The organism is Streptomyces sp. CNB091 (assembly GCF_000377965.1).
On sequence record NZ_KB898991.1, the window covers coordinates 165,529 to 182,795 of the forward strand.

At 73.2% G+C, this 17,267-nt stretch carries 17 protein-coding genes; 8 read left to right on the plus strand and 9 right to left on the minus strand.

What is annotated here, in order from left to right; translation table 11 throughout:
• The first annotated feature begins 2 nt into the window (after positions 1 to 2).
• The gene (locus tag D581_RS0104715) at positions 3 to 1,214 is read left to right on the plus strand and encodes an MFS transporter (RefSeq protein ID WP_018956080.1); all 1,212 of its coding nucleotides are present in this window, start codon (positions 3 to 5) and stop codon (positions 1,212 to 1,214) included.
• Positions 1,215 to 1,332: 118 nt separating this feature from the next.
• Here the strand turns inward: D581_RS0104715 and D581_RS0104720 are convergent, their stop codons facing one another.
• Positions 1,333 to 2,436 (minus strand): hypothetical protein, encoded by a 1,104-nt coding sequence (locus D581_RS0104720; RefSeq protein ID WP_018956081.1) that lies wholly within the window; start codon positions 2,434 to 2,436, stop codon positions 1,333 to 1,335.
• Positions 2,437 to 2,503: 67 nt separating this feature from the next.
• Between D581_RS0104720 and D581_RS0104725 the strand changes: the two genes are divergently transcribed.
• The gene (locus tag D581_RS0104725; RefSeq protein ID WP_018956082.1) at positions 2,504 to 3,649 is read left to right on the plus strand and encodes a cystathionine gamma-synthase; all 1,146 of its coding nucleotides are present in this window, start codon (positions 2,504 to 2,506) and stop codon (positions 3,647 to 3,649) included.
• Between the two features lie 73 nt (positions 3,650 to 3,722).
• On the opposite strand, the gene D581_RS0104730 is transcribed toward D581_RS0104725, so the two are convergent.
• The 4 genes from D581_RS0104730 to D581_RS0104745 all read right to left on the minus strand — a co-directional run bounded on the left by D581_RS0104730 (position 3,723) and on the right by D581_RS0104745 (position 5,383).
• Positions 3,723 to 3,914: a DUF1059 domain-containing protein gene (locus tag D581_RS0104730; protein WP_018956083.1), complete on the minus strand. Its 192-nt coding sequence runs from the start codon at positions 3,912 to 3,914 to the stop codon at positions 3,723 to 3,725.
• Between the two features lie 71 nt (positions 3,915 to 3,985).
• A complete protein-coding gene (locus tag D581_RS0104735) occupies positions 3,986 to 4,243 on the minus strand; it encodes a hypothetical protein (RefSeq protein ID WP_020679171.1) in 258 nt (85 codons plus the stop codon).
• Entirely contained in the window at positions 4,240 to 4,764 is a 525-nt protein-coding gene (locus D581_RS0104740; RefSeq protein WP_018956085.1) for a sigma factor-like helix-turn-helix DNA-binding protein, read from the minus strand. Before D581_RS0104740 ends, D581_RS0104735 begins: the two co-directional genes overlap by 4 nt.
• Positions 4,765 to 4,852: 88 nt before the next feature.
• A complete protein-coding gene (locus D581_RS0104745; protein WP_026290210.1) occupies positions 4,853 to 5,383 on the minus strand; it encodes a MarR family winged helix-turn-helix transcriptional regulator in 531 nt (176 codons plus the stop codon).
• A gap of 157 nt (positions 5,384 to 5,540) precedes the next feature.
• Between D581_RS0104745 and ilvA the strand changes: the two genes are divergently transcribed.
• From ilvA to D581_RS0104765, 4 genes are all read left to right on the plus strand, one after another.
• Positions 5,541 to 6,770 carry a threonine ammonia-lyase gene (gene ilvA / locus D581_RS0104750; protein ID WP_026290211.1) on the plus strand — a complete coding sequence of 410 codons (1,230 nt, stop codon included), beginning with the start codon at positions 5,541 to 5,543 and terminating at the stop codon, positions 6,768 to 6,770.
• A gap of 185 nt (positions 6,771 to 6,955) precedes the next feature.
• Positions 6,956 to 7,978 carry a daunorubicin resistance protein DrrA family ABC transporter ATP-binding protein gene (locus D581_RS0104755; protein WP_018956088.1) on the plus strand — a complete coding sequence of 341 codons (1,023 nt, stop codon included), beginning with the start codon at positions 6,956 to 6,958 and terminating at the stop codon, positions 7,976 to 7,978.
• Positions 7,975 to 8,838, plus strand: a complete 864-nt coding sequence (locus D581_RS0104760; RefSeq protein WP_018956089.1) for an ABC transporter permease — start codon at positions 7,975 to 7,977, stop codon at positions 8,836 to 8,838. Before D581_RS0104755 ends, D581_RS0104760 begins: the two co-directional genes overlap by 4 nt.
• 50 nt (positions 8,839 to 8,888) lie before the next feature.
• Positions 8,889 to 9,707, plus strand: coding sequence for a DUF899 domain-containing protein (locus D581_RS0104765; protein WP_018956090.1), 819 nt, complete (start codon positions 8,889 to 8,891; stop codon positions 9,705 to 9,707).
• A gap of 157 nt (positions 9,708 to 9,864) precedes the next feature.
• On the opposite strand, the gene greA is transcribed toward D581_RS0104765, so the two are convergent.
• Both greA and D581_RS0104775 read right to left on the minus strand, forming a co-directional pair.
• Positions 9,865 to 10,362, minus strand: a complete 498-nt coding sequence (gene greA / locus D581_RS0104770; protein WP_018956091.1) for a transcription elongation factor GreA — start codon at positions 10,360 to 10,362, stop codon at positions 9,865 to 9,867.
• 183 nt (positions 10,363 to 10,545) lie between these two features.
• Entirely contained in the window at positions 10,546 to 10,962 is a 417-nt protein-coding gene (locus D581_RS0104775) for a DUF4307 domain-containing protein (RefSeq protein ID WP_026290212.1), read from the minus strand.
• A gap of 227 nt (positions 10,963 to 11,189) precedes the next feature.
• On the opposite strand from D581_RS0104775, the gene mca reads away from it, so the two are divergent.
• Complete coding sequence (gene mca / locus D581_RS0104780) at positions 11,190 to 12,071, plus strand: mycothiol conjugate amidase Mca (protein ID WP_018956093.1); 882 nt, start codon at positions 11,190 to 11,192, stop codon at positions 12,069 to 12,071.
• Position 12,072: 1 nt separating this feature from the next.
• Positions 12,073 to 12,312 carry a hypothetical protein gene (locus D581_RS0104785; protein ID WP_018956094.1) on the plus strand — a complete coding sequence of 80 codons (240 nt, stop codon included), beginning with the start codon at positions 12,073 to 12,075 and terminating at the stop codon, positions 12,310 to 12,312.
• 203 nt (positions 12,313 to 12,515) lie between these two features.
• Here the strand turns inward: D581_RS0104785 and D581_RS0104790 are convergent, their stop codons facing one another.
• Both D581_RS0104790 and D581_RS0104795 read right to left on the minus strand, forming a co-directional pair.
• Complete coding sequence (locus tag D581_RS0104790; RefSeq protein WP_026290213.1) at positions 12,516 to 15,737, minus strand: tetratricopeptide repeat protein; 3,222 nt, start codon at positions 15,735 to 15,737, stop codon at positions 12,516 to 12,518.
• A 155-nt stretch (positions 15,738 to 15,892) separates the two neighbouring features.
• The gene (locus D581_RS0104795; protein WP_018956096.1) at positions 15,893 to 16,981 is read right to left on the minus strand and encodes a DUF4190 domain-containing protein; all 1,089 of its coding nucleotides are present in this window, start codon (positions 16,979 to 16,981) and stop codon (positions 15,893 to 15,895) included.
• Between the last annotated feature and the right edge of the window lie 286 nt (positions 16,982 to 17,267).

The following is a 17,267-nucleotide window of genomic DNA, read 5'->3' on the forward strand; positions in this document are numbered from 1 at the left end:
GCATGACACAGGTTCAGGAATCCTCAGGAGCCCCGGCCGCCCGCCCGGCGTCCTCCCGGCACGGCTGGCCGGGGGTGGTGGCCCTCGCGCTCGGCACGTTCACGGTGGTCACCTCCGAGATGCTGCCCGTCGGGCTGCTCACGCCGATGGGCCGCTCGCTCGGCGTTCCGGAGGGCGTGGCCGGTCTGACGCTCACCATCACCGGCCTCGTCGCGGCGCTCTCGGCCCCCGCCCTCGTCCCGCTGCTCGGCCGCGCCGACCGGCGTACGGCCCTGTGCGTGCTGGTCGCGGTGCTGGTCGTCGGCAACCTCGGGGCGGCCTGGGCGCCGGACTTCGGGACCATGGTCGTCGCCCGCGTGCTGGTCGGCATCGGCATGGGCGGCGTCTGGGCCCTCGCGGCCGGGCTCGCGGCGCGCCTGGTCCCCGCGAAGTCCGCCGACGCCGCCACCACCCTGGTCTTCAGCGGCATCGCCGTGGCGTCCGTCCTGGGCGTCCCGGCCGGGACGTACCTCGGCGCCCTCGCGGGCTGGCGCGCCGCGTTCCTGGCGGCCGCCGCGCTCGGGACCGTCGTGCTGGTCGCCGCGGCGCTGCTGCTGCCCCGGCTGCCCGCCGAGCGCACCGTTCCGCTCGGCGGGGTGCTGCGGCTGACCCGCGACCCCCGGCTGCGCACCGGGCTCCTCGTCGTCGGCTTCCTGGTCACCGGGCACTTCGCCGCGTACACCTACGTCAGGCCGGTTCTGGAGGACGTCACCGGCGTCGGCGCGGGCACGGTCGGCGCCCTGCTCCTGGTGTACGGGATCGCCGGCGTGGCCGGGAACTTCCTCGGCGGGGCCGGAGCCGCCCGCACACCGCGCGCGACGCTGCTGGTGATCGGCACGGTCCTGGCGCTCACCCTGGCCGCGCTGCCGTGGCTGGGCGGCTCCCCGGCCCTCGCGGCCGTACTGATGGCGGTCTGGGGCCTCGGCTACGGCGGTGTCTCGGTGGCCACGCAGACCTGGGTGCTGCTCGCCGCCCCCGACGCCCGGGAGGCCGCCTCCTCGCTCTTCGTCGCCGTGTTCAACGGCGCCATCGCGCTCGGGGCGCTGGCCGGCGGGCTGGTCGCGGACCGTATCGGCGTCACGGCGGTCATGGGGACCGGCGCGGCTCTCGTGGCCGGTGCGCTGGTGACCACGGCGGTCGGCCGGGCCCCCGCACCCGCGCCCACCGGGCCGTGATCCCGTACGGATCCGCGTAACGGGACCACCGCCCGGAGATCAGAGGATCTGTCGCCCGGAGAGCAGGAGAGCAGGAGAGCAGGAGAGCAGGAGAGCAGGAGATGAGGAGATGAGGAGATCAGTGCGGCAGTGTCGCCGGGCTGCCGCCGTTCGCCTCGTAGCCGGCGACCGCCAGCGCCCGGTAGACCGTGTACTGCGCGGCCGGGTCCGGGTCCGCCGTCCATGGCAGCGCGCCCACGTGGCCGTCGATCCGGATCAGCTGGTGCATCGCCTCCGACCAGCGCTCCATGTGGACCAGGAACAGCACCAGGAGGTGGCGCACATGGGCCAGCATCGGATCGTCCGGGCGGGCGGCGTGCACGGCGAACATCGCGCCCTCGACCGCCTTGGTGACCACCTGGCTTCGGTAGAAGCCCTGCACGAGGTTGACCTCCGGCAGGTGCTCGTACACCGCGAACAGCGGCAGCGCGGCGAGCAGCGAACCCCGCGGGGCGCGGGCGGCCGCGGCCGTGGCGAAGGCCTCGGCGTCCTTGCGGGAGCCGTGCCACCTCTCGGAGTGGAAGTGCAGCGCCGCGATGTGCGCGCCCATGTGGGCCGGAGCCCGGTCGATGATCTTCACCCAGAGCTGGTCGAACTGCTCGGGGGTGTAGCCGAGCCCCCGGGCCACCGCCAGCTCCACGATGTACGGGACGGGGTCGCCCGGCGCGAGGAGGGCGGCCTCGCCGCAGACCGTACGGGCCTCCTCCAGGATGATCCGGAAGTCGTCGCTCCCCGCCGCCGAGGACCGCCACGCCTGCTGCACCAGGAACTCCGCGTGCACCGCCGCACCGCCCGCGTCCTTCGGGGACTCCGCGCGCCAGTTCCGCAGCCACGCGCCGCCCTCCCCGGGCCGCCGCGCCAGCTCCAGCGAGGCCGCGCCCGCGAAGGCCTGGATCCGCTGCCAGCGCACCTCGCCCTCCTTCGGCGTCCCGGCGAGCAGCTGGGACGCCGCCCGCCAGTCCTGGGTGCCCTGGACGACGTCGAGCACGTCCAGGAGGTCCTGGTCGGGGCCGGGCATCCGGACGTCCAACTCCTCCTGGCGGGCGAAGCCGTACGTGTCCGGGTCGGCGGCGTCCGGCGAACCGGGGGCGACCTGGCGGATACCGCCCCGGCGGCGCATGACCCAGGGGCCGATGACCGCCGCGAACAGGCACATCGCGAGCAGGAACAACAGAATCTCCATGCCCCCATTGTCCCCGGAGCGGCGAGTGGCCGGTAAGGGCCCTGTCCACGAACTACGCTCGGGCCTCATGAGCGACCAGCACAGCTTCGAAACCCTCGCCATCCACGCGGGGAACACCGCCGACCCCCTCACCGGCGCGGTGGTTCCGCCGATCTACCAGGTCTCCACGTACAAGCAGGACGGCGTGGGCGGACTGCGCGGCGGCTACGAGTACAGCCGCAGCGCCAACCCGACCCGCACCGCCCTGGAGGAGAACCTCGCGGCCCTCGAAGGCGGCCGCCGCGGTCTCGCCTTCGCCTCCGGCCTCGCCGCCGAGGACTGCCTCCTGCGTACGTTGCTGACCCCCGGCGACCACGTGGTCATCCCGAACGACGCCTACGGCGGCACGTTCCGGCTGTTCGCGAAGGTCGCCTCGCGGTGGGGCGTGGAGTTCTCGGTGGCCGACACCTCGGACGTGGCCGCCGTACGGGACGCGCTCACCTCGCGCACCAAGGCGATCTGGGTGGAGACGCCGTCCAACCCGCTGCTCGGCATCACCGACATCGCCGCCGTGGCGCAGGTCGCCCGGCAGGCCGGGGTCCGCCTCGTCGTCGACAACACCTTCGCCTCGCCCTACCTCCAGCAGCCCCTCGCGCTCGGCGCCGACGTCGTCGTGCACTCCACGACCAAGTACATGGGCGGCCACTCCGACGTCGTCGGCGGCGCGCTCGTCGTCAGCGACCCGGAACTCGCCGAGGAACTGGCGTACCACCAGAACGCCATGGGCGCGGTCGCCGGACCCTTCGACGCCTGGCTCGTACTGCGCGGCATCAAGACCCTCGCCGTCCGCATGGACCGGCACACCGAGAACGCCACCAAGGTCGCCGACCTGCTGACCCGGCACCCCAAGGTCTCCCAGGTCCTCTACCCGGGCCTGCCCGAGCACCCCGGCCACGAGGTCGCCGCCAAGCAGATGAAGGCCTTCGGCGGCATGGTGTCCTTCCGCGTCGCGGGCGGCGAGGAGGCGGCCGTCGAGGTCTGCAACCGGGCGAAGCTCTTCACGCTCGGCGAGTCCCTCGGCGGAGTGGAGTCGCTGATCGAGCACCCGGGCCGGATGACGCACGCCTCCGTCGCGGGCTCCCTGCTGGAGGTCCCGGCCGACCTGGTGCGGCTCTCCGTCGGCATCGAGAACGGCGACGACCTGATCGCCGACCTCACCCAGGCGCTGGGCTGACCCGGCAGAAGTGAAGCCGACCCGGCAGAGGTGAAAGGGGCGCCCACCGGAACCGGCGGGCGCCCCTCATGTGTCAGACGCCCACCTTCTCGTCCTTCAGCATGGCCCTGACCTGCTCACGCAGTTCGGGGCCGTCCTCATGCCCGTGGACCGACGCGGCGTGCTCGCTCGCGGCCCGGACGACCTCGTCCTCCTCACCGGAGAGGGTGAGGGTGCAGTTCATCTCGCTCGGATACTCGCGGCAGTCCGCGGTCTTCCTCGTCATCACGGCCTCCTCGGCTCGTTCGACGGCCGACCCCACCAGCGTAGGCCCGTCGCCCCCCGGACCCCAACGGCTCACCAGCCCTCCAACGGGGGTGTGACCTGCGCGGGCTCGGTCTCCCACGGCTGCTCGACCCCGGCCCAGACGAGGAACGCCACGAACGCCGCGGCCAGCAGCCAGAGAGCCGTCCGCCGCGCCGCCCGGCGCAGCCGCAGCCGGCGCCCGCCCCGCAGCACCGCCCGCGCGGCCAGGCCGGGCGGCAGGGCCGGGTGCGGGCCGTCCAGCATCCGGCGGACCTGCTCCTCCCGGGGGTCCCGGCGGTCGGCGTTCACGGCGCCGCCCGGGAGCCCGGGGCCGGCCGCGGCCCGGCCGTACCGTGCGAGAGCGCCCGCCCAGGACCGGCGGCACGCCGCGGCGCGCGCAGCGCCGCCACCGCCCGGGCGCACACGGCGCGGACCCGGTCGCCCGGCAGCCCGAGCAGCGCCGCCGTCTGCTCCTCGCCGACCTCCTCGTACACCCGCAGAACGAGAACGAGCCGTTCGACGGGGGTCAGCCGGTCCAGCGGACCGCCGCGCGGCCGCTGGTGGCGCCGGGCCTCCCGGGCGAACCGGAGCGCCAGCTCCCGGCGGGCCAGGTCGTAGGGGTCACCGCCGTGCGGCCCGTCCCAGTCGGCGTACGTACGGGCGAGCGCCGCGTGGAGCAGCCGCTCGGCCCGTCCGTACGCGCCCGGCGGGTGCGACGGTTCGCCGGTGAGCAGCGTCGCCGTGTGCAGCAGACGACCCCCCGCGCCTGCCACGAAGGCCTCGAACTCCAGGGCGCGGAGCCGGTCCCGGTGGGTCGCCCGCTCTGCCATGGACCACATACGAGCCCCGGCGCACCGTCCCGGTCAAGAGCCCGGACGCGGTTCTCTTCCCGTCAGTCGGACTGCGGTGCTCTTCCTGTCAGTCGGACTGCGGCGGCTGGTACGCGGCCTGCCGGGCGGCCAACGACCCGTTGAAACGGGTGAGCAGGGCGCAGAACGTGTCCCGCTCCTCCTGCGACCAGCCGTCCGTCACCTGCGACATCAGCTCGCGCCGCGAGGCCCGGACCTCTTCCAGCCGGGCCTGACCGCGCGGTGAGAGCTGGAGCACCACGGCCCGGCCGTCCTCCGGATGCGACGTGCGCTTCACCAGACCGGTGTCGACGAGCGGCGCGACCTGCCGCGTCACCGTCGAGGAGTCGATGCCCATCCCGGCCGCCAGCGCCTTGACGCCCATCGGGCCTTCCCGGTCCAGCCGGTTCAGCAGCAGGTACGCCGCCCGGTCCATCGAGTTGCGGACCTGGCCGACACCGCCGAGGCGGGTCTGCTCGGCACGGCGGGCGAAGACCGCCACCTGGTGCTGGAGCGAGTCCAGCAGGCGGTCGGGGCCCGGGTGTTCGGGGACGGCGCCCCCGGAAGGAGACGCAGCAGTCGTCATGTCCTGAGGGGGCATGGCCGGGGGCTCTCTTCGTGCGGTGTCGGATGGGTGGGGGACAGAGTACGCGGCCCCGGGGCAACGAGTACCAGTGCCGCACAAACCCGCGGACACCACCGCAGGCCGCCATGAGACAAGTCTGCCGCGCCCGGCCGGAGCTGCAAGACTTGTGGACATGAGCTTCCGCGCGACCGCCCGCCACCCGGCCCTGATCCTCGACGACGTCCGGGGCGCGCAGAAGATGCTGTCGGGGGTGGCGCGGGTGACCGCCCTGGAGGGCAGCCGCCATCTGACCGAGCTGGTCGGCTCCCCGGTGCACCTCAAGTGCGAGAACCTCCAGCGCACCGGCTCCTTCAAACTGCGCGGCGCCTACGTCCGGATCTCCGGCCTCACCCCGGTGGAACGGGCGGCCGGGGTGGTCGCCGCCAGCGCCGGGAACCACGCCCAGGGCGTCGCCCTGGCCTCGTCGCTCCTCGGCGTACGCTCCACGGTCTTCATGCCCGTCGGGGCGCCCCTGCCCAAGGTCGCCGCGACCCGGGAGTACGGGGCCGAGGTGCGGCTGCACGGCCAGGTCGTCGACGAGACCCTCGCCGCCGCCCAGCGGTACGCGGAGGAGACCGGCGCGGTCTTCATCCACCCCTTCGACCACCCCGACATCATCGCGGGCCAGGGCACCGTCGGGCTGGAGATCCTGGAGCAGTGCCCCGAGGTCCGCACGATCGTCCTCGGCATCGGCGGCGGCGGGTTCGCCGCGGGCGTCGCCGTCGCGGTGAAGGCCCTGCGCCCCGATGTCCGGATCATCGGCGTCCAGGCCGAGGGCGCCGCCTGCTACCCGCCGTCCCTGGCCGCCGGGCACCCCGTCTCGCTCGACTCCCCGGCCACGATGGCCGACGGCATCAAGGTGGGCCGGCCCGGCGACGTACCGTACCGGCTGATCGAGGAGCTGGTCGACGAGGTCCGCACGGTCACCGAGGACGAGCTGTCCAGTGCGCTGCTGCTCTGCCTGGAGCGGGCCAAGCTGGTCGTCGAACCCGCCGGGGCCAGCCCGGTGGCGGCGCTGCTCAGCGACCCGAAGTCCTTCCGGGGGCCGGTGGTGGCCGTGCTGTCCGGCGGCAACGTCGACCCGCTGCTGATGCAGCGCATCCTGCGGCACGGGATGTCCGCCGCGGGCCGCTACCTGAGCCTGCGGCTGCGCCTCACCGACCGCCCGGGGGCGCTGGCCGCCCTGCTGGCCGCGCTGACCGTGGCCGACGCCAACGTCCTCGACATCAGCCATGTGCGCACCGACCCGCGCCTCGGCCTGACCGAGGCGGAGGTCGACCTGCATCTGGAGACCAAGGGGCCGCAGCACTGCGCGGAGGTCGAGGCGGCGCTGCGGGCGGCGGGCTTCCGGGTGATGGGCTGACCAGGCCGCAGGGGCGGGCCCATCGCACAGGGACGGACCCGTCGCGCACGGGCGGGCCCACACCGCGCCGGGAGCCGGGATACGCCTGTTCGCCGGGCGGTGGCTGCCCACCGATCCTAGGATCGGACCGGAAGGCCGCCACCGGCGACACCATCACCATCCACGAGTGACGGGGAGCCCCCTCCATGCCAGGTGCGATCCACGCCGAAGGTCTGGTGAAGACCTTCGGCGACGTACGAGCCCTCGACGGCGTCGACCTCGACGTCCCCGAGGGCACGGTCCTCGGCCTGCTCGGGCCCAACGGCGCGGGCAAGACCACCGCCGTACGCGTGCTGACCACACTGTTGCGGCCGGACAGCGGCACGGCGTTCGTGGCCGGGATCGACGTCCTGAAGAAGCCCAACGAGGTACGCCGTTCGATCGGGCTCTCCGGGCAGTTCGCCGCGGTCGACGAGTATCTGACCGGCCGGGAGAACCTCCGGATGGTCGGGCAGCTCTACCACCTGAGCGCCCGGGACGCGAAGGCCCGGGCGGGTGTCCTGCTGGACCGGTTCAACCTCGGCGACGCCGCCGACCGCACCGCCAAGACGTACTCCGGCGGTATGCGCCGGCGCCTCGACCTCGCGGCGGCGCTCGTCGTGTCGCCGGCCGTGATGTTCATGGACGAGCCGACGACCGGCCTCGACCCCCGCAACCGGCAGCAGCTCTGGGACGTGATCGAGGACCTGGTGGCGGGCGGCACGACGCTGCTGCTGACCACGCAGTATCTGGAGGAGGCGGACCGCCTCGCCCACGACATCTGCGTCATCGACCACGGCAAGGTCATCGCCCGCGGCACCTCCGACCAGCTCAAGGCTCGCACCGGCGGCGAGCGCGTCGAGGTCGTCGTGCACCGCCCGGACGAGATCGAGCGCGCCCGGTCCGTGCTGACCGCCCTCGGCAAGGGCGAGGTCACCGTCGTCCAGCTCTCCCGGAAACTGACCGCCCCGGTCAGCGGCGGGGCCAGGCTGCTGGCAGAGATCATCCGCGACCTGGACGCCCAGGGCGTGGAGATCGACGACATCGCCCTGCGCAGGCCCACCCTGGACGACGTCTTCCTCTCCCTCACCGGTCACGCGGCCGAGGAGCACGAGAGCGGGGACGAGGAGCCCGACGGAGCCGTGGCGGAACGCTCCCGCGACTCCCGGAGCAAGGAGGAAACCCGGTGAGCGCGATCGCCAAGGACGCCCCCTCGTTGGTCCCCCGCCCCGCCGGGGGCGTCACGCAGTCCGTGAAGGACTCCCTCGTCGTCGCCAAGCGGAATCTGATCCGGATGACCCGGATCCCCGAGATGGTGATCTTCGGGCTGGTCCAGCCGATCATGTTCGTGGTGCTCTTCACCTATGTCTTCGGCGGCTCCATCAGCATCGGCGGCTCGACCGACCCGCAGCTGTACAGGGAGTTCCTGATGGCGGGCATCTTCGCCCAGACCGTCACCTTCGCCACCGCGGGCGCCGGCGCCGGCATCGCCGACGACATGCACAAGGGGCTCATCGACCGCTTCCGGTCGCTGCCCATGGCCCGGGGCGCGGTCCTCACCGGACGGACGCTCGCCGACCTCGTACAGACCACGCTCACCCTCGTCGTGCTCGCGGGCGTCGCCCTGATCGTCGGCTGGCGCACCCACGAGAACCTCGCCAAGGTGATCTGCGGCTTTCTGCTGCTGCTCCTGCTCGGCTACGCGTTCTCCTGGATCGGAGCGCTGATCGGCCTGTCCGTGCGCACCCCGGAGGCGGCGACCTCCGGCGGTCTGATCTGGCTGTTCCCACTGACGTTCATCTCGAACGCCTTCGTGCCGGTCACCGGCATGCCGACGTTCCTCCAGCACGTCGCCGAATGGAACCCCTTCAGCGCCACGGTGGCCGGGGCCCGCGAGCTCTTCGGGAACACGATGCCGGGCGTGCCGAAGTCCGTCACCGGGGCCTGGCCGATGGAGCACCCGATCCTCGCCTCGGTCATCTGGTCCGTGCTGATCATCGTGGTCTTCCGCACCCTGGCGGTCCGCAAGTACCGCTCGGCCGCCGTCTGACGCCGCCGCGCGGCACCACGCCGCCACGCGGCACCACGGAGGAGGCAACCATGACCACCAGCACACCGGACGACCCGGCCACCGGCCTGCCCGGCGCCCCGCCCGTCGTCGACCAGGCCACCTGGCAGGCCGCCCGGGACGAGCTCCTGGTCCGGGAGAAGGCCCACACCCGCCAGGGCGACGCGCTCGCCGCGGCCCGCCGCCGGCTGCCGATGGTGGAGGTCGACGGGACGGCCGAGGTCGTCGGGCCCGAGGGTCCGGTCCCGTTCCTGGACCTGTTCGAGGGCCGCCGGGAGCTCGTCGTCTACCAGCACATGTGGTACGACGGCGCACCGCACCAGGGCCAGTGCGAGGGCTGCACCGACGCGGTCTGGCACATGAAGGACGCCGTCTACCTCAACGCCCGGGGCGTCTCGTTCGCCGTCCTGACCACGGGAACCTGGGAAGAGGTGGCCGCCTTCACCGCGTTCATGGGCTACACCCAGCCCTGGTACTCGGTGCGGGGCCTGGACGCGCCGATCGGCGGCGAGATGGGGCACCTCGCCTGCTTCCTGCGCGACGGCGGGCGCGTGTTCCTCACCTACTCCACGACGAGCCGCGGGATCGAGGTGGCCAACGGCTCCTTCGGTCTGCTCGACCTGACGCCCTACGGCCGCGGCGAGGCGTGGGAGGACCGGCCCGAGGGCCGGCCGGTGATCGGCGGCGTCCGCGAGGGATATCCGGGCGAGGGCGGCCAGGCCTGCTGGTACTGGCGCACCGACGCGGACGGGACCGCGAGCTGGGGCCCGGCCAGCCGCCCCACCCCGCAGTGGACCCGCCCCGGCGTGACGCCCGAGAAGACCCTGGGCCGCACCGGCGACTGCTCCTGACCTGGCCCGCGGGTATGGCCCGAGAACGGCCGGCCCGCGTGCGGACGGTGCCCCACAGGAGCCCCGGCCGTACGACGCACAGGACGCACACGACGCACGGGAGCCCCGGCCGTCCGTGGCCGGGGCTCCCGTGTCGTTCCGTCGTGATGCGGCCGGATCAGCCGCTGTAGGGCTTCGCCGCCAGGATCTTCACCGAGGCCGTCCTGCCGTTCGGCAGCTCGTACTCCGCGTCGTCGCCCGTCCGCTTGCCGTTCACGCCGAGGCCGAGCGGAGACTGCGGGGAGTACGTCTCGATCTCCGTGCTGGCGTACTCACGGGAGGCGAGCAGGAAGGTCAGCGTGTCGTTCTCATCGCCGTCGAAGGCGATCGTGACGACCATGCCGGGCTCGACCACGCCGTCGTCGGCCGGCGCCTCGCCGACCTTCGCGTGTTCCAGGAGCTGGGTCAGCTGGCGCACCCGCAGCTCCATCTTGCCCTGCTCCTCCTTGGCCGCGTGGTACCCGCCGTTCTCCCGGAGGTCACCCTCCTCACGGGCCGCCGCGATCTTGACGGCGATCTCCGTGCGCGCGGGACCAGACAGGTACTCCAGCTCGGCCTTGAGCTGGTTGTACGCCTCCTGCGTGAGCCAGGTGACGTTTTCGCTGGTCTGGGTCACAGGTGCTCCTCGTCGGTGCTGGGAATACAAAGCATCGCCCTACCCAGAAGCATGTGCTTCTCCGGGTGGGCGAAACCACGAGCCTAACAATTCCGCAGGAAAAGGGGGAGAAGGTAAACCGTCACACCCCTCGACCGGCCGATGTGACCCGTATCGTCGCAGGTCACAGGGGTGGGGCAGAGGTCAGCCGGTCGGGCCGTCGTCGGCGGTGCAGCCCATCGGCTCGACCGCGGTCGCCCTGGACCGGGTCACCACGGTCACGACCTCGTCGATCCGGTCCTCGGCCCGGTCGAAGCGGACCTCCTTGCGGCCCACCTCGGAGCCGTCCTCGCTGAGCGCCCGCACCAGGCAGTAGCCGTGGCCCTCGCGGTCCTTGCGGACCTCCAGGTGGACATCGGCCCGGGCGTCGGAGACGACCTTGAACTTGATCATCTCGGCGCTGATGCCCTGGCCGGCGACATAGTCGAAGCCGATCCACCCGATCACGCCGAGCAGGGCGACGCCCAGGACCGATCCGACGATCTTCAGCTTGCGGTCCGCGCGCTGATCCTCGGTCCGGCCGTACCGCCCCTCGGGCAGGGCCTCACGAACCGTCGTCATGATCGTTCCCTCCGGACCGGGCATCGAGGAATTTTCCGGCCCCTCGTTCAGTCACTATAGAAGCCGCCCGCCCGTCACCCGACCGCGCCCCACACGGATGCCGCGCGGGCGCGGCGCCTCTTGAGACAGAGACCCGGACCGGCTTCGACAGCGACCCGGATCGACCTGACCGACCCATGAGACCGACCCATGATCGACCAGAGCGACCAATGACTGAGGATCGAGCTTTGACTGAGCAGCTGCGGCTGATGGCCGTTCACGCCCACCCCGACGACGAGTCGAGCAAGGGCGCGGCCACCATGGCCAAGTACGTGTCCGAGGGGGTGGACGTGCTGGTCGTGACCTGCACGGGAGGCGAGCGCGGCTCCATCCTCAACCCGAAGCTCCAGGGCGACGCGTACATCGAGAAGAACATCCACGAGGTGCGCAAGAAGGAGATGGACGAGGCCCGGGAGATCCTGGGCGTCCAGCAGGAGTGGCTCGGTTTCGTCGACTCGGGGCTCCCCGAGGGCGACCCGCTGCCGCCGCTGCCCGAGGGCTGCTTCGCCCTGGAGGACCCCGAGGCCGCCGCGGGGCGCCTGGTGGCGAAGATCCGCGCGTTCCGGCCGCAGGTCATCACCACGTACGACGAGAACGGCGGCTACCCGCACCCCGACCACATCATGACGCACACGATCTCGATGATCGCGTTCGACGGTGCGGCCGACGCGGAGCGGTTCCCGGAGGACGAGTTCGGCCCCGTCTGGGAGCCGAAGAAGCTCTACTACAACCAGGGCTTCAACCGGCCGCGCACCGTCGCCCTGCACGAGGCGCTCCTCGCCCGGGGCCTGGAGTCCCCGTACGGGGAGTGGCTGCAGCGCTGGGAGGAGTTCGAGCGCGTGGAACGCACGCTGACCACGCACGTTCCCTGCGACGAGTTCTACGAGATCCGCGACAAGGCGCTCATCGCGCACGCCACGCAGATCGACCCCGAGGGCGGCTGGTTCCGGGTCCCGATGGACATCCAGCGCGAGGTGTGGCCCACCGAGGAGTACGAGCTGGCGAAGTCCCGGGTCGATACCTCCCTCCCCGAGAGCGACCTCTTCGCGGGCATCCGCGACAATGCCTGATATGTACGCGACCCAGGCACTGACGCACCTCGTCCCGCTCGCCGCCGAAGAGCTCGACAAGAACAAGGTCACCCCCGGCGTCCTCGGCTTCCTCGTCTTCGCGGCGCTGGCCGTCGGCGTGTGGGCCCTGATGAAGTCGATGAACCGCCACATGGGCAAGGTCGACTTCGAGGAGGCCCCCGACCCGGACGCGGTGGCCGCCGAGCCCGCCGCCGACGGGGCGGCCGCGACCCGGAAGTAACCCGCGCCGGAGCCGCGCGTATGGGAAGGGCGTCCGGCCCCGGTGCCGGACGCCCGTCGGCCGGTGACCGAACGGGCGCCGGTCTCCGACGCCTGGCCTGCCGCAGATCCGCCCTGGCCACGTCCGTCCGGGCCACGCCCGTCCGGGCCATGCCCGCCTGGCCACGCCCGTGTCATGACGGCCGTGGTGTCACGGGCGTGTCCTCACGGCCGGGCCGGCTCCAACGTGACGCCCATGATCTGGCCGGCGGCGCGGGTCGGGGTCAGCCCGAGCCGCCACGCCTGCCAGCCGTCCTCCAGGTCCACGCCCCGCTCCAGCGCCACCGCGAACGCCGCCGCGGACTGCTCCAGCTTGCCGTCCCGCGCCGGATGGCGGCCCTCGATCAGCTCGGCCAGCTCCTGCTGCGCCACCACCGTGCCCACCTCGCTGCCCCCGGGCGAGGCGTACGGCAGCAGCGTGCACCGCAGGAACCGGGCCCAGTCGCCGCCCCGCGCGTCCCCGTACGAGGCGAACAGCTCCGCGGCCTCACCGCACAGCTCCAGCGCCTGCGGCGCACGCCCGTTGCCCGCGTCGATCAACGCCAGCTCCACGCACGCCCACGCCTCCCCGTACGGCACCTTGATCCGCCGGAAGTCGGCCCGCGCGTCCATCAGCAACTGCCGGGCGAACCCCGAGTTGCGCAGGTTGCCCGTCTGAGCGGCCCGCTGGTCCCGGGTCACCCGGCCCGCATGGTGACGGGCGCACGCCAGCCCGTACACGTCCCGCATCCGCGAGAACATCGTGCGGGACCGCTCCAGCTCACGCACCGCCTGATCGGTGTCCCCCTCCTCCTCCAGCGCCTGCCCGAGGTAGTACAGGGTCCAGGCCTCGCCCCGCGCGTCCTCGTTGTCCCGGTGCCGGTCCAGCGCCTCGCGCAACTGCTCCAGGGCGGCCGCCGAATCGCCGTCCAGCAGCCGGGCCCGGGCCAGCTGGGTGAGCGCCCACGCCTCACCGCGTCCGTCGCGGGTGCGCCCGTACAGCCCCAGGGCGGTGTTCAGCGCCTCCTCGGCCGGGGCGACCTCGCCGGTCCGCAGCCGCACCTGCCCCAGCTGGTACTGCGTCCAGGCCTCACCGTGCAGCGACTCGCCCTCCCGGTGCAGCCGCAGCGCGTCCGCCAGCAGGGTCAGCGCCCGCGCCAGATCACCCCGGTCGCGCTCCACCGCCGCCAGGGCGTGCAGGGTCCAGGCGCGGTCCTCGGCCTGCGCGCCGGACGACTGGAGCGCCAGCGCCTCGCCGAGCCGGGCCGCCGCCTCCGTCAGATTGCCCTGGTGGTGCAGGGTGATGCCCAGCGAGCACAGCGCCAGCGCCTCGCCCGCGTCGTTCTGCGCCTCGTGGTACAGCCCGACGACCGAGGACAGCGTGGTGCGGGCCTTGTCCAGCTCGCCGAGCTGCCGGGCCGCGATACCCGTACGCCACTGCACCGACCGCTCCAGCAGCCCCTGGTCCACGGCCTGCGTCAGCTCGCTGATCTCACCCAGGCGGTACAGGTCGCCGCGGAGCAGGCAGTAGTCGCACAGCGCGCCCAGCAGATGCAGCACCGTCGCCTGGTCGACGCCCTCCGCGTGCCGCAGCGCCGCCGTGATGAAGCTCGACTCGTCGTCCAGCCAGCGCAGCGCCGAGTCCAGGGAACCGAAACCGTGCGAGCCGAACTGCCCGGCGCGGGTCGACATCTTCCCGTCGACCATCCGGATCACCGCGTCGGCCAGCTCCGCGTAGTTCGTCAGCAGCCGCTCCTGCGCCGCCGCCCGCTCGGCCGACTCCTCCTCGTCCAGCAGCCGGGCCAGGGCGAACGCCCGCACCAGATCGTGCAGCCGGTAGCGCGACCCCCGTACGCGGGTGAGCAGCCCCGCCCGGGTCAGCACGGTGAGCAGCCGCTCCGCCTCCTGCTCGTCCGCCGCGAGCAGCGACGCCGCCGCTGCCGCACCCAGGCTCGCCCGGCCCGCCAGCGCGAGCCGCCGCAGCAGCCGCCGGGCCTGCTCGCCCTGGTCCGTGTAGCGCAGCCACAGGGCCCGCTCCACCGGGTCGACCGGACCGTAAGCGGCGAGGTCCTCCGCCAGCGTGTGGCGGCTACGGGCCCCGAGCGCGGAACCGGCCACCCGCAGTGCCAGCGGCAGCCCGCCGCACAGCTCCACGACGGCGTCCGTGGACGGGTAGTCGTACGGCCCGGTCTCCTCCTCCTCGGCGACCTCGCGCAGCAGCTCCTCCGCACCCGCCCCGTCCAGCGGGCCGACCGGCAGGTGGTGCACCCAGGCCGGCAGGTCCTCGGGCAGCTCCAGCGGCTCCCGGGCGGTGACGATCACCAGACTGTCCGACCGCTCCGGCACCAGGGTGCGGACCTGCCCGGCGTCCGTGGCGTCGTCGAGCACGATCGTGACCGGCGTCCCCGTGAGGTGCTGGTGGTACAGCTCGGAGAGCCGCCGCACCTGCTGCTCGGCCGAAGCGCCTTCCCTGAACAGCAGTTGCTCGCGCGGCGCGCCCAGCCGGTTCAGCAGGTGCAGCAGGGCGTCCCGGGTCGGCAGCGGGCTCTCCCCGGCTACCTGGCCGCGCAGATCGACCACGCACGCACCCCGGAACTGGTCCTTGAGCGCATGGGCGGCCCGCACCGCGAGCGCCGTACGCCCCGCCCCCGGCGCACCGTGCAGGACGACGACCGTCGGCCGGGTCCGCGCAGAGGCGCGGGCCGCGTGCACCCACTGGGCGATCTGCGCCAGCTCGGCCCGCCGCCCGGCGAACGGCCCCTCCGCCTTGGGGAGATGCCCGAAGGACTGCTCCAGCAACACCCGGGTGCGGGCCGCCGCGCTACGGTCCCCGCCGCGCAACTGCCGTCCCAACGGGGCGGTCTGCTTCTTCGGGGCGCGCGCGGCGGGAGTCAGCATGCGCTGTTGGTCCAGGTACGGGCGGATGCCCCGTACCTCCAGGGCGGTCAGCCACTGGAGCCGCAACTGCTCGGCCCCGCCCGGCTGTCCGGCCGCTCCGGCGCGGCGGTGGGCGGCCGGCCAGTGCGAGGCGGTCGCCTTCGCCACGGTCGTCGCCGTACCGGCCACCGCGACGGCCGCGCCCGCGCCGAGCGCCAGGCCGGTGTTCGCGCCGAGCGCCAGATCCGCGCCGAACGCGGCAGCGGCGGCAACTCCCGTCACCAGCAAAGGCGTTCCGAGCGTCGCTCTGCTGAAGCGCTCCGAGAGGGGGCGCTCTCCCGCCGCCGCCGAGTCCAGCGCCCGCGTGTACGCGGCGTACTCCTCACCCGCGCTGGCGGCCATGGTGTCGAGCGCGGCCCGCGCCCGCGACATCAGCGCCCCGGCATCGGTCCGTCCGCCGGTGCGCCGCGTCTCCTCCTCCACGGCGCGCACCAACAGCCTCTCGGCTTCAGCCCGATGGCTGTCCCGCATATGTGTCCCCCTCCGAGTGCCGCGCTCCGGACCTCGGGTTCCGGAGCGTCGGGTACCAAGCGTCAGATACCAAGCGTCGGGGTCAAGTGTCCTGCGTGGCGTGCCCCGGCGCGAGGGGCGCAGGGCAAGGGAGGGTCAAGGCGTGGGCGGACGGCTCACCCCTGCTGCTCCCCGCCGTCGTCCTCCTCCTCGTCCTCCACCGGCAGTCCCAGAGCGAGTCGGGCCTCCCACTCCTCACCGGAGGCGTCCTCGTCCCCGTTGACGTCCCAGCGCTTCTCGAACTCCGCTCGGGTGGGGGCCCTTGACGCGGACCGGTGGATCCCGGACAGGGCGTCGAGCCGGTTCGCGAGCGCGGTGACCGGGCCGCGTGCCCGGTCCGGGAGGCCGTCGATCGCGCGCAGCAGCTTCGCCGATTCGGCCCCGCCTTCCGCCATCCGGACGGCCCACGCGGTGGCCGCGGCGAGGTCGGTGTCCACCTTCTCGGAGGCGCTGAACCAGGCTTCGGACGAGGGCCGCATCGCCTCCAGGTACGCCAGTTGACCGGCGTCCCAGGTGCCGGGGTCCTGCCGCAGCGATGCCTCCGGCAGACCGGCCTCCGCGCCCAGCCAGCACCGCACGGTCCGGTCCCCGCCGGTCGCGCTGACCGACTCCGGGTAGTAGAAGGAGAATTCGACGGCCGGCAGGGTCCAGGTGTCCGGCGCGAAGTCGTGGAGCAGAGGCACGCAGCCCTCGAAGGCCTCTGCGGCGATGGCGACGGGGTCCGAGATGGCGTAGTCGCCCTTCAGCCGGAACGTTCCGTACACCTCGGCCGGATGAGGTCCGTCGCACGGCACGATCTCGACGGACGGGTCCGTCATCCGCTCGTCCTCGCGCTCCTGGGTGGAGAACAGCCCGCCCGCCGGTGCGAAGCAGTCCCCGGCCTTCAGGTCGAACAGCGTTCCCGTCTTCGGGGCCCGGGGGCCGGAGAGGCCCCCGCCCTCCTCCGTCCACGCGGTGAACCGCACCCCACCGATCACCAGCAGCAGGGCGGTCAGCGTGACCACCGCCCCGCCGACGGCCGTTCCCGCAACGGCCAGCCCCTTGCCGCGCTTGCCGTTGCCGGGGATCCGCACGAGCGCGACGATCCCGAGAATCAGCCCCAGCGGCGCGAGACAGACGAGCAACGACAGCACGAGCGAGGCGACGGCGAGGCCGCTGAGCGGCGGCTGCGGACCCCCGACGCCCAGGGGGCCGTACGGGCCCACCGCAGGGGCTTGGTCAGGCGCAGGAGGCCCGGAGGCAGGGGAGGACGGCGGAGGCGGCGGCACGGTCATGACCCTGTGCCCTTTCGTCAGGGTGAGCAGCGCGGGAGTCCGTGTGGGGCCGGGGTGCCGGAACGGTAGCACCGCGAACCTGCGCGCCCCTCTCCGCCCACCCCCTGCCACCAGCCCATTCCCGCCCAGGGCGTTCGAGGAGGCGAGGAAGCGGGACGTGTCGGTGCTGCCCAGCGTCGGGTACGCGAGCTCCCACTGGTGCCAGTGCACCCGCAAT